This is a genomic window from Sphingomonas sp. M6A6_1c (genome assembly GCF_053345135.1).
The window spans coordinates 412,700-424,615 of sequence record NZ_JBKEZO010000003.1 but is presented as its reverse complement, the minus strand read 5'-3'; the positions used below and the strand labels follow the sequence as shown (position 1 = coordinate 424,615).

Genomic DNA, 11,916 nt, shown 5'->3' with positions numbered 1-11,916 from the left:
GCGAGGCTGGCGCCGCCGGCCTATTTCATCGGGTCGTGCCCCCAGTTCATCAGCGAATAGCGCCAGTCGCTATGTTGCTTGTCCTCGTCCGGACCGCCCTGGGCGAGGTGGCGGTGCACGTAGCCGACCACCTTCTTCATATGCGCGTAATCGGCGTCGGTCAGGTCGGCCTTCTTGGTCCGCTTGATCGCGACGATGTGGCGGCCGGAGGCGTGGCCGACGCTCTCGCCCTTGCCGTCGCCATCCTCACCCTTCCAGCCGACGCGCTTGCTGTCGTCGCTGTCGAGGAAGCGCTCCAGTTCCGCCGGCGCCATGTTGACCGCCTCGTCGAAATCCCGCGCGATCGCCGCGTGATCGTCCGCCATGCACCGCTCTCCTTCGTCCCGCCCAACGTCGCGGTGCGGCGAAGGGTTGCGGCGGGGATCAGCCGAGCATCCCGACATAGCTCTGCGGCGCCTCGGGCAGGATCGCGCGCGCGACGCCGCCGATCAGCACCATGGCGACCAGCAGCAGCGTCGGCGCCCGCGGCCAGCGCCGCGGGCCGAGCAGCACCCAGCCGATCGCCGTCGCGGTCAGCGTCCACAGATGATAGCGCAGGTCGGAGGCGATGCTGATCACCGCGAAACTCGCCTCCATCGTCAGCGCGGACGTGAACAGCGCCGCCGCCACCGCGTCGTCGCCGCGCCCGCGGGCCTGCGCCCGCAAGGCGCACCACAGCCCGGCGATCGCCGCCACCACCCAGACGATCGGCCAGCCGAGCGGCGTCTCCATCAGCCCCGCGCCGATCACCTGCCACGTCCGGGCGAGCGCGCCGGGTTCGCCGAAGCCGAGCGTATTGGGTTCGCTCGCGCGGAGCGGCGCGGCGCCGAGCCAGTGCCGCGGCACCCACAATCGCTCGGTCGAGTTGAGATGCGCGAGGCGATGCCCGGCATAAGCGAGGGGGTGGCGCAGGATCATCCCGGCCAGACGGACGTAGAGCGTTCCAGCCGGCTCGGCGCGCAACGGCGCGACCAGCGCCTCGCAGCGCCGCGGTTCGCCGAGCGGGTCCCAGAAATAGGGCCTGACGCAGCGCTTCGCGCGGATCGCGTCGAGCGTCGCCACCGGCAGCCCGACCGCGGCATCGCCGCTCCGCACGCCGATGCCGACCAGATCGTACAGCGCCTGCGTCTGCTCGACGCCGGTGCGATGGGCACCTAAAACGCCGTGGTTGATCGGCGACGCCAGTCCGATCGCGGCGACGGTCCCGACCAACGCCACGGCGATCCGGGCGAGCCCCCTGGACCAGGGCAGCAGCATCGCGATCAGCGGCACCACGGCGAAGGGCGCGTTGGCGCGGACCAGCAGAGCATAGCCGAACAGCGGCGCCAGCGCGGCGAACGACCAGCCGGGCAATCGCCGGCCACGCAGCCGCCACCAGCCGACGATGCCCGTCGCCGCGAGCAGCGCCGCCGACATCTGCAGATCCTTGAGCACCACCCCCTGCCAGCCGAGCAGCGGCGGCCAGACGCCGATCGCCAGCATGATCCACGCCGCACGGCGCCGCCCGCGCGCGGCGAGCGCCGCGGCGAACAGCCCCAGTCCCAGCCAATAAGCGCCGAGCTGCACCGCGAGCATCGGCGCCGGCCCGTGATCGCCGAACAGCGACCACAGCCGTGCCATGATCGGCGGATGCCAATCCTCATAGTGCCCGCTCGTCGCCTGCGCATATTGGGCGAGGCTGTCATAGGCGACATAGCCCGGCCAGAAGAGCGCGAGCGACACGGCGAACAGCACCGCCGCCGCGGCGCCCAGGGTGCGGGCAGCGCGGCGGTCGGCTGGAATGATCCTAGGCGAAATCGACATTCGGGATTCTGCCAAAATTCCTCCCCCGCCAGGGGGAGGTGGCGCGGCGAAGCCGTGACGGAGGGGGAGGATACGGAACAAACGTGTCGCTTTCCGCCCCCTCCGTCATGCCTGCGGCATGCCACCTCCCCCTGGCGGGGGAGGAATTACAATAGGCCACAAGGTGAATGGCGATCGATCCTAGAAGTGAATCGCGCGACCATAAGCGCCGAGCACGCTTTCGTGCATCATCTCGCTGAGCGTCGGATGCGCGAACACCGTCTCCATCAGCTCGTGCTCGGTCGTCTCGAGCTGGCGGGCGATGACATAGCCCTGGATCAGCTCGGTGACCTCCGCGCCGATCATGTGCGCACCGAGCAATTCGCCGGTCTTGGCGTCGAACACCGTCTTGACGAAGCCCTCCGCCTCGCCGAGCGCGATCGCCTTGCCGTTGCCGATGAACGGGAATTTGCCGACCTTCACCTCATGGCCAGCTTCCTTGGCCTTGGCCTCGGTGAAGCCGACGCTGGCGACCTGCGGGCGCGAATAGGTGCAGCCGGGGATGTTCCACGTCTCGAACGGATGTGGGTCCTGCCCGGCGATCTTCTCGATGCAGACGATACCCTCGTGGCTCGCCTTGTGCGCCAGCCACGGTGCGCCGGTGACGTCGCCGATCGCATAGATCCCCTCGACGTTGGTGCGGCCGAAGCCGTCGACCTTAATATGGCCGCGCTCGGTTTCGACGCCCAGCGCTTCCAGCCCGATGTTCTCGGTGTTCGGCACGATGCCGATCGCGACGATCGCATGGCTGAACTCGGTCTCGGTGACCTTGCCGTCGGCGCCCTTGATCGCCGCCGTGACGCCGTTGGCGCCGCTTTCCAGCTTTTCCAGCCCGGATTTGGTGAGGATCTTGATCCCCTGCTTGGTCAGCGCCTTGGTCATGAACTCGCTGACCTCGGCATCCTCGACCGGCAGGATCCGGTCGAGCATCTCGACGATCGTCACGTCCGCGCCCATGTCGTTGTAGAAGCTGGCGAATTCGACACCGATCGCGCCCGATCCGATGACCAGCAGCTTGGTCGGCATCACTTCGGGCACCATCGCGTGGCGATAGGTCCAGATGCGCTTGCCGTCGGCCTTGGCGAACGGCAGGTCACGTGCGCGCGCGCCGGTCGCGACCATGATGTGCTTGGCCTCCAGCTCGACCGTCTTGTCGCCCTGCTTGACCGAGAGCTTGCCCTTGCCGGTCAGCGCGCCGACGCCCTCGAACACCTGGACCTTGTTCTTCTTCATCAGGCCCTTGACGCCGGCATTGAGCTGGCCGGCGACCTTGCGGCTGCGATCGACGATCTTGCCGAGGTCGAAGCCGACATTGTCCGCCTTCAGGCCGTAGGAGTCGGCATGGGTCATGTAATGATAGACTTCCGACGTGCGCAGCAGCGCCTTGGTCGGGATACAGCCCCAGTTGAGGCAGATGCCGCCCAGCCGCTCGCGCTCGACGATGCCGACCTTGAGGCCGAGCTGGCTCGCCCGGATCGCCGCGACATAGCCGCCCGGACCCGAACCGAGGATGAGGAGGTCGAAGGTATCAGCCACGTTGGAAGTCCTTACCGGGGAGGTTCATGGGTGTGATCGGGCAGCGGCGCGACGCGGCGCGGCGCCCGGTTCTCGTCGGTGGCGACGAACACGAAGCGCGCCTGCGTCACCTTGGTGGAATCCTCGAGATGGCGGGCGCGGCGCCATGCCTCGACCTCGATCGTCATCGACGTATTGCCGACCGCGACCAGCCGCGCATAGACCGACACCTCGTCGCCGACGAGCACCGGCGCGTGGAACTTCATCGCGTCGCAGGCGATCGTCACCGCGCGGCCGCCGGCATGGCGCGACGCCACCGATCCGGCGGCAAGATCCATCTGGCCCATCAGCCAGCCGCCGAAGATGTCGCCATAGGGATTCGAATCGCCCGGCATCGCGGTGACGCGGATCGTCGGGGTACCTGCGGGCAAGGTCATGTACGGCTCCTGTCGATCGCGCGGGCGCGACGCAACGGACCGATGCTCATCAGCACCGCCGCCGCCATCGCCCCCGCGCCACACCACCAGATCGTCTCATAGCCGAGCGGATAGGCCCAGGCCGCCGCCCACGTCATCGCCGCGGCTGCGACCAGCCCGGCGACGAGATGGAGCAATTCGATCGCCGTGCGGGAGTTTGGCGTCCGCGCCACGATCGCCTCAGGCAAGCATGCCGAGCGGACGCTCGACCAGATCCTTGAAGGCCTTCATCAGCTCGGCGCCGTCGGCACCGTCGATCGCGCGATGGTCGAAGCTGCCGGTCGCCGACATCACCGTCGCCACCGCCAGCTCGCCGTCGACGACATACGGCCGCTTCTCGCCCGCGCCGATCGCCATGATCATACCCTGCGGCGGATTGATCACCGCCTCGAACTGCTTGATCCCGAACATGCCCATGTTGCTGATGGACGCGGTACCGCCCTGAAATTCCTCGGGCTTCAGCTTGTTGTCCTTGGCGCGCGCGGCGAGGTCCTTCACCTCGGCCGAGATCGCCGACAGGCTCTTGGAGTCGGCGCCGACGACGATCGGCGTGATCAGCCCCGACGGCGTCGACACCGCGACCGAGATGTCGGCGCGCTTGAAGCTGATCAGCTGGTCCGGCGTGAACATCACGTTGCACTTGGGCACCGCGATCAGCGCGGCGGCGAGCGCCTTGACCAGCATGTCGTTGACCGACAGCTTGACGCCGCGGCTCTGCAGCGAGGCGTTGAGGTCGCCGCGCAGCTTGAGCAGCGCGTCGAGCTGGATATCCACCGTCAGATAGATGTGCGGCACGGTCTGCTTCGACTCGGTGAGGCGGCGCGCGATCGTCTTGCGGATGTTGCTGAGCTTGGTCGCCTCGTGCGGGATGTCGGGCACGACCGCGGGCTTCGGCGCGGGCGCCGGGGCGGCGGCAGCGGCGGGTGCAGCGTCGCCGCGCGTCGCGGCGGCGGGCGCCGCGGCACCGGGCTTGGCACCCTCGACGTCGGCCTTGACGATCCGGCCGTTGGGGCCGGAGCCGGTCACGCCCGACAATTCGATGCCCTTCTCGGCGGCGAGACGGCGCGCGAGCGGGCTCGCCTTGACGCGTTCGCCCGATGCGGGGGCGGCGGCCTTGGGCGCCTCGCCGGTATCGGCGGGCTTGCCGTGATCCTCGGCCTGCGTGATCGTGCGGTCGGTGGGCTCGGCCTCGCTGCCGGTCTTGTTGGGATCGGCCGGGTTCGGCCGGGATTCCGATTCCTTTGCCGCGGGAGCGGGCGTGTCGCTCTTGGTCGGGGCGGACACCGACGACGCGTCCTCGCCCTCTTCGGCGAGGATCGCGATCACCGCGCCGACCTTCACATTGTCCGTACCCTCGGCGATCAGGATCTTGGCGATCACGCCTTCGTCCACCGCCTCGAATTCCATCGTCGCCTTGTCGGTTTCGATTTCGGCCATGATGTCGCCGGACTTGACGCTATCGCCTTCCTTGACGAGCCACTTGGCGAGCGTGCCCTCTTCCATCGTCGGCGACAGCGCGGGCATCTTGATCTCGATCGACATGCAGGTCCTCTTGCCTGGGGAGCAGGTGGCTCCCTTCGCGCTCCTGACGCGGGGGGTCAAGTCTTGCGCGCCGCTCGCCCACGCGGCACGAAGCGGAAAAGGGGCGAAATGATGCGTATCTATCTCGTGGTGGTCGATGACAGCCCGGAAGCGGAGATCGCGCTGCGCTTCGCCGCGCGCCGCGCGGTGAAGACCGGCGGCGGCGTCGAGATCCTCACCGTGCTGCCGCCGCAGGAGTTCATCGCCTTCGGCGGCGTCCAGGCGACGATCGAGGAAGAGGCGATGCAGCACGCCGAAGGACTGGTCGCGGCAGCCGCGGGCACGTTGATCGAGGAATCGGGACTGCGCCCGGCGATCACCGTCCGCCAGGGCGAGGGCCCGAAGATCATCCGCGAGATGATCGCGGCCAATCCCGATATCGCCGCGCTGGTGCTCGGCGCCGCGCCGGCGGGGGCGCCGGGCAAGCTGGTCAGCCATTTTGCCGGATCGGACGCCGGCGCGCTGCCGGTGCCGGTGATGATCATCCCGGGCTCGCTCAGCCGCGAGGCGATCGACCGGCTGAGTTGATCGTCGCCGCAAGGGCTTGAAGGGCTTGAGCGCCGCGCCGTGGCGCGTCACACTGCCTGATGATCATCGCTTCGCTCCTCGCCGCCGCCGCGGTCGCCGCCGCGCCCGTCCCCGCCCCGAGCCCCGCGCGGCTCAAGGCCAGCGTCGGCGCGCTCGTCGGCTTCGGCACCCGCCATACCTTGTCCACGACCACCGATCCCAAGCGCGGCATCGGCGCGGCGCGCACCTGGGCGGCAGAGCAGTTCGCAGCGATCGGCCGCGACTGCGGCGGCTGCGTCAAGGTCGAGCGGATCAGCCGGCGCTTCACCGGCCCGCGCGCGCCGGACGGCGTGATGGTCGAGGACGTGCTCGGCATCCAGCCGGGCCGCGATCCCAATCGCGTGGTGATCATCGGCGGCCATATCGACAGCCGCGTCACCGACGTGATGGACGCGACCAGCGATGCCCCTGGCGCCAACGACGACGCCTCTGGCGTCGCGCTCGTGCTCGAAACCGCCCGCTTGCTGTCGAAGCGCAAATTCGACGCGACGATCGTCTACGTCGCCTTTTCCGCCGAGGAACAGGGGCTATGGGGTGCCGAACTGCTCGCCGACACCGCCGCGACGCGCGGCTGGCAAGTCAGCGCGATGCTCAACAACGATATCGTCGGCAACAGCATCGGCCAGGGCGGCGTCCGCGACGCCGGCCGCGTCCGCGTCTTCTCGGAAGGCATCCGCGCCGCGGAGGACCTGCCGCAGCAGCAGCGCCGCCGCGGCGAGGGCGGCGAGGACGACGGCCCCAGCCGCGCGCTCGCCAAGACGATCGACGGCATCGCCGATGCGATCCCCGGCGGCTTCGACGTGGTGATCGACCGTCGTCCGGACCGGTTCGGCCGCGGCGGCGACCACGAACCCTTCCTCAAGCGCGGCTATCCCGCGGTGCGCTTTTCGGTCGGCGCGGAAAACTGGGATGCGCAGCATCAGGACCTGCGCACCGAGAAGGGCGTCGTCTATGGCGACACGATCGACCGGATGGATTTCGCATATCTGGCGAAGGTCACCGCAATCAATGCCGCCACCGTCGCCCGCCTGGCCGCCGCCCCTGCCGCGCCGGCGAGCGTCGGGCTGGTCGGCGATCTGTCGCGCGACACGCAGGTGAGCTGGACGCCGGTGCCGGGCGCGGTCGGCTATCGCATCCGCTGGCGCGCGAACGACACCGCCGCCTGGGCGAAGTCGAAGGACGTGACCGGGACGAACGCGACGATGACGCAGCTGCCGGTGGACGACACGTTCTTCGCGGTATCGTCGCTCGGTGCGGACGGCAGCGAGAGCCTGCCGACCTTCGGCGGTCGCGCGCCGCGGCGGTGATGCCCCCCCTCGTCATCCCGGCGAAAGCCGGGACCCATGGATGCGATGACCCAGCGTTACGCGCCGCCGCCGACCACATCATGACCATGGGTCCCGGCTTCCGCCGGGATGACGAGGGGATGGCCCCTACCGCCCTTTGCTCAGCCATTCCTCCAGCGTGTCCGGCCGCTCGCCGCGCTCCGGCGCGCGGGCCGGCTCGGCGAACCCCTCGGTCAGCATCTGTGCGACCCGCCGGTCGCGCAGCGCCACCGAACGCTCGCCGATCACCACCGCGATCAGCCGCCGACCGCCGCGCTTCGCCGAGGCCGCCAGCGCGAATCCAGCCTCGGCGGTATAGCCGGTCTTGATCCCGTCGGCGCCGGGATAGGCGCCGAGCAGGTGATTGTGGTTCTGCACCCGCCGCCCCGCCCAGCTGAACGATCGCGTCCCGAACGCGGCATAGCGGGCGGGATGGTCGCGCAGCAGCGCCATCGACAGCCGCGCGATATCCTGCGCCGTCGTCAGATTGGCGCCGGGCAGCCCGGTCGCGTTGGTGAACGACGTATCCTGCAACCCCAGCGCGCGCGCCTTCTGCGTCATCATCCGCGCGAACCGATCCTCGGTGCCGGCGATCGTCTCGGCCAGCGCCACCGCGACGTCGTTGGCGGAGATCACCGCGACAGCGCGGATCGCCTCCTCGACCGTCATCGTCGCGCCCGGCCGCATGCCGACCTTCGACGGCTGCATCGCCGCGGCATAGCGCGAGAAGCGCACCGGATCGCCCGGCCGCAGCGTTCCGGCATCGAGCGCGTCGAAGGTCAGGAACAGCGTCATCATCTTGGTCAGCGACGCCGGCCGGCGGACGATGCCGGCATTCTCCGCGAACAGCACGGTGCCGTCGCGGGCGTCGACCAGGATCGCCGAAACCGGCCGCGTCACCGCCGCCGCCGGCACCGCACCCGCGAGGCCGCCCAACAGAAACAGGGCGCCGCACCAGGCATGAACCGTGCGGCGCGTCACCATCGTCATGCCGCGTCCCTTATTGCGGAGCCTGGTCGTTCGGTGCCGCGGTCTCGTCGCGCGCCGGCGCCTCGTCGCGCGTCACCCGCGCGGTCATGCCGGTCGCATCGGCGTCGTCGAGCACCTGCGCGTCGGGCTTGATCGGCGCCTCGGGCGGCGGTTCGATGGCCGCGGCGGCATTGGCGTCCGGGGTCGGCTCAGGGATCGCGCTCGGCGTCTCGACCGGCGCGATCTCGCCGGTCGCGTTGGTCATCGGCTGGTCGAGGCCGAGCGCGTTATCGTCCATCGGCCCCTCGGGCTCGGACCGCGAGCAGGCGCTCACCGCCAGCAACCCGGCGGCCAGCGCCGCCACCGTCATCGTCTTGGTGCGAAAGCTCATCGTTTTCCTCGTCATCGTGCCGCAAGTGCCTGACGCGCCGAGCGCGCCTCGATCTTCGCCGCCAGCGTCCCGTCCCAGCCGTAGGGATCGTCGCGGAAATTCATCTGACCGCTGCCGCTGGCGAAGGCGGTCCAGTAGAGCAGATAGACCGCGACCGGCTTGGTCAGCCGCGCGCGCACCGTATCGCCCTTCGCCACCGCCGCGTCGATCGCCTCGGGCGTCCATGTCGGATCGCCCTTCAGCAACAATTGCGCGAGGTCGGCGGGCTTCTCCAGCCGCACGCAGCCGTGGCTGGCGAGCCGGCTGAAGCTGGCGAACTTGGCGCGCGACGGCGTGTCGTGGAGATAGACCGAGAAGGCGTTGTCGAAGTCGAACTTGAACCGGCCGAGCGCGCTCTGGTCGCCGGCGACCTGTTGCAGGCGGGTGCCGTCGATCACGCGAAAGCCGTTGCGCTTGAAATAGCCCGGATCGCGCTTCTGCTTGGGCCACAATTCCTTTGTGGCGATCGAGGTCGGCACGTTCCACGGCGGATTGATGACGATGCTGTGGATCGTCGAGGACAGCATCGGCGTCTCGTCGCCCGGCCGGCCGGTGACCGCACGCATCGACATCACCGGCGCGTCGCCGTCGAACACGGTCAGCACCGCAGCGGCGATGTTCACCTGGATGCGATCGCGCGGCAGGTCCTGCGGCAGCCAGCGCCAGCGCTCCATATTGGCCATGATCTGCCGCACCCGCGCCGCGGTCGGCACGTTGAGCGCCGCCAGCGTCTGGGTCGAGACGGTGCCGGTCGGGTTGAGGCCATAACGGCGCTGCGCCCGGCGCACCGCCTCGACCAGTGCCGCGTCGAAGCTGGTGCCGCTGGTCGCGACGTCCTTGTCCTCGACCGCGAGCCGCTGGCGCAGCGCGATCACGCGCGCGCCGGTCGCGCCGAATCCGAGGTCGGGGCCACCCGCCAGCGTCGGCCAGCCACCCGCCGCGGCGATGCCGCGATAGCGATCGAGGCCGAGCTTCAGCCCGTCATAGCCGGCATAAGGCGGCGGCAGCGCCGCGAACCAGGCGGCGATCCGGTCGCGCTTCACCGCATCGGCGAAGCCGGGCAGCGGATCGAACACCGGCGGGCGCAGCCCCCAGTCGCGCTGGAAATCCGCTTCGGCGAGCCGACCGGCATGCACCGCACGGGCATGATCCAGCGCCTCGCGAACCAGCGCATCGCGCGCCTCGGCGGTCGCCGCCGGCGGCGGCACCAGCGCCAGCCCCTGCGCCATCGTATCCTTGCCGAGCAGCTTGGCGAGCTGCGTCGCCTGCGCCTCGGTCAGTTGCGGCAGCGGCACGGTTGGGATCACCACCGGCGGCGCGACCTGTACCGCCGGTAGCGGCATCACCGGCGCCGGCGGCGCGACCTGCGCGGAAATTGGCGCGATCGGTAGGAGCATCGCGGCCGTCATCACCGCCGCAGTCGTTCGTCTCATCATATTCCCCCGGGCAAACGCCCTTATGGAGTCCGTGGCACTATCCACCTCGCTCTAGGCTGAACGGGATGGCGCTGACTACGGGTAAGGTTCTGAAATGTTCGTCCCTTCGTCCTCCCGGCGCAAGCCGGGACCCATGGTGGCGAGCCGCTGGCGAGGCGCGCAACGGCCGTGGCGCCGTATCTATGGGTCCCGGCCTGCGCCGGGATGACGAAGGGTGGGAACGCAGGCCCGATCAATAACCCGCGTAGTCGCTGAACTTGGTGATCGTCGGGTCGAATTTCAGCACCACCTTGCCGGTCGAGCCGTGGCGCTGCTTGGCGACGATCAGCTCGGCGAGGCCATAGACGCGCTCCATGTCGCTCGCCCATTTGGCGTGATCCTCGAACACCCGCGCCTCGTCGCCTTCCATCGGCCGCTTCGGTTCGCGCTGGCCGGTGTAATAATCCTCGCGGAACACGAACCAGACCATGTCGGCGTCCTGCTCGATCGAACCCGATTCGCGAAGGTCGGAGAGCATCGGCCGCTTGTCCTCGCGGCTTTCGACCGCGCGGCTGAGCTGCGACAGCGCGAGCACCGGCACGTTCATGTCCTTGGCGAGCGTCTTCAACCCGCGCGAGATCTCCGAAATCTCCTGGACGCGGTTTTCCTTGCCGCCCTTGCCGCCGCTGGTCAGCAGCTGGAGATAGTCGACCACGACGAGGCCGATCTCGTTGTTGTGCCGCCGCTGCAACCGCCGCACGCGGGTGTGCAGCGCGCTGATGCTGAGGCCGCCGGTATCGTCGATGAACAAGGGCAGCGTCTCCAGCTCGGCCGCCGCAGCGGCGAGCTGCCCGAATTCGGCCTTGCTGATCTTGCCCATGCGCAGCGATTCGGAGCTGATGCCGGATTGCTCGGCGAGGATACGCGTCGCGAGCTGGTCGGCGCTCATCTCGAGGCTGAAGAAGACGACCTTGGCGCCAACCGATTCGCTCGGCGGGATGCCGTCGGCCATGTCGCGCATCCAGCGACGCGCCGCGTTGAACGCGATATTGGTGGCGAGCGAGGTCTTGCCCATGCCCGGACGGCCGGCGAGGATCATCAAGTCGGAATGGTGCATGCCGCCGATCTTGGCGTTGACGCTGTCGAGCCCGGTGGTGACGCCCGACAGATGGCCGCCCGAATTGAGCGCGCGCTCGGCCATCTTGACCGCCATCGTCGTCGCCTGCGCGAAGGTCTTGGTGGCGTTCTCCGCGCCGCCGTCGCCGGCGACCTTGTACAGCTCCTCCTCGGCCAGCTCGATCTGCGCGCGCGGATTGACCTCCTCGGACGTGTCCATCGCCCGGTCGACCAGCGTCCGGCCGACGCTGACCAGGGCACGCAGCATCGCGAGATCGTAGATCTGCGTCGCGAACTGGCGCGCGCCGATCAGCCCGGCGCCCGAACCGGTCAGGCTGGCGAGATAGGACGGCCCGCCCAGCTCGCGCATCCCCTCGTCCGCCTCGAACATCGGGCGCAGCGTCACCGGCGTCGCGAGCATGTCGTTGACGCGCAGCGTCTTGATCGCCGCGAAGATGCGGCCGTGGACGGGCTCGTAGAAATGCGCCGGCTCCAGCCGGTCGAGCAGGTCGTCGGCGAGCCGGTTGTCGATCATCATCGCGCCGAGCATCGCGGCTTCGGCTTCGACGTTGCGGGGCAGCTGGAGCGGTTCGGCGGGAGTCGCCGGAATCGGGAATGCGAGTGTGGCCATGACGCCGATC

12 protein-coding genes are annotated in these 11,916 nt (G+C 69.3%); 2 read left to right on the top strand and 10 right to left on the bottom strand.

What is annotated here, in order from left to right:
* Window positions 1-20 precede the first annotated feature (20 nt).
* The 6 genes from ACLBWH_RS08085 to ACLBWH_RS08060 form a co-directional block, all read right to left on the bottom strand.
* Window positions 21-365, bottom strand: a complete 345-nt coding sequence (locus ACLBWH_RS08085) for a DUF3140 domain-containing protein (RefSeq protein ID WP_447798069.1) — start codon at window positions 363-365, stop codon at window positions 21-23.
* A gap of 58 nt (window positions 366-423) precedes the next feature.
* Complete coding sequence (locus ACLBWH_RS08080) at window positions 424-1,842, bottom strand: hypothetical protein (protein ID WP_447798068.1); 1,419 nt, start codon at window positions 1,840-1,842, stop codon at window positions 424-426.
* Between the two features lie 180 nt (window positions 1,843-2,022).
* Entirely contained in the window at window positions 2,023-3,417 is a 1,395-nt protein-coding gene (lpdA, locus tag ACLBWH_RS08075) for a dihydrolipoyl dehydrogenase (RefSeq protein ID WP_447798066.1), read from the bottom strand.
* Window positions 3,418-3,428: 11 nt separating this feature from the next.
* Window positions 3,429-3,833, bottom strand: coding sequence for an acyl-CoA thioesterase (locus ACLBWH_RS08070; RefSeq protein WP_447798064.1), 405 nt, complete (start codon window positions 3,831-3,833; stop codon window positions 3,429-3,431).
* The gene (locus tag ACLBWH_RS08065) at window positions 3,830-4,045 is read right to left on the bottom strand and encodes a hypothetical protein (RefSeq protein ID WP_447798062.1); all 216 of its coding nucleotides are present in this window, start codon (window positions 4,043-4,045) and stop codon (window positions 3,830-3,832) included. The genes ACLBWH_RS08070 and ACLBWH_RS08065 overlap by 4 nt, the downstream gene beginning before the upstream one ends.
* A gap of 7 nt (window positions 4,046-4,052) precedes the next feature.
* Complete coding sequence (locus tag ACLBWH_RS08060) at window positions 4,053-5,414, bottom strand: pyruvate dehydrogenase complex dihydrolipoamide acetyltransferase (RefSeq protein ID WP_447798061.1); 1,362 nt, start codon at window positions 5,412-5,414, stop codon at window positions 4,053-4,055.
* A 111-nt stretch (window positions 5,415-5,525) separates the two neighbouring features.
* On the opposite strand from ACLBWH_RS08060, the gene ACLBWH_RS08055 reads away from it, so the two are divergent.
* Together ACLBWH_RS08055 and ACLBWH_RS08050 are read left to right on the top strand one after the other, a co-directional pair.
* On the top strand, window positions 5,526-5,981 hold the full coding sequence (locus ACLBWH_RS08055) for a universal stress protein (protein WP_447798059.1): 456 nt from the start codon (window positions 5,526-5,528) through the stop codon (window positions 5,979-5,981).
* A gap of 59 nt (window positions 5,982-6,040) precedes the next feature.
* On the top strand, window positions 6,041-7,327 hold the full coding sequence (locus ACLBWH_RS08050) for a M20/M25/M40 family metallo-hydrolase (RefSeq protein WP_447798057.1): 1,287 nt from the start codon (window positions 6,041-6,043) through the stop codon (window positions 7,325-7,327).
* Window positions 7,328-7,453: 126 nt separating this feature from the next.
* Here ACLBWH_RS08050 and ACLBWH_RS08045 read toward each other — a convergent pair whose 3' ends face one another.
* From ACLBWH_RS08045 to ACLBWH_RS08030, 4 genes are all read right to left on the bottom strand, one after another.
* Window positions 7,454-8,335 carry a D-alanyl-D-alanine carboxypeptidase family protein gene (locus ACLBWH_RS08045; protein ID WP_447798055.1) on the bottom strand — a complete coding sequence of 294 codons (882 nt, stop codon included), beginning with the start codon at window positions 8,333-8,335 and terminating at the stop codon, window positions 7,454-7,456.
* A gap of 10 nt (window positions 8,336-8,345) precedes the next feature.
* Window positions 8,346-8,705 (bottom strand): hypothetical protein, encoded by a 360-nt coding sequence (locus ACLBWH_RS08040; RefSeq protein WP_447798053.1) that lies wholly within the window; start codon window positions 8,703-8,705, stop codon window positions 8,346-8,348.
* An 11-nt stretch (window positions 8,706-8,716) separates the two neighbouring features.
* A complete protein-coding gene (locus ACLBWH_RS08035) occupies window positions 8,717-10,177 on the bottom strand; it encodes a L,D-transpeptidase family protein (RefSeq protein WP_447798051.1) in 1,461 nt (486 codons plus the stop codon).
* 235 nt (window positions 10,178-10,412) lie between these two features.
* Entirely contained in the window at window positions 10,413-11,906 is a 1,494-nt protein-coding gene (locus ACLBWH_RS08030) for a replicative DNA helicase (protein WP_322848874.1), read from the bottom strand.
* Between the last annotated feature and the right edge of the window lie 10 nt (window positions 11,907-11,916).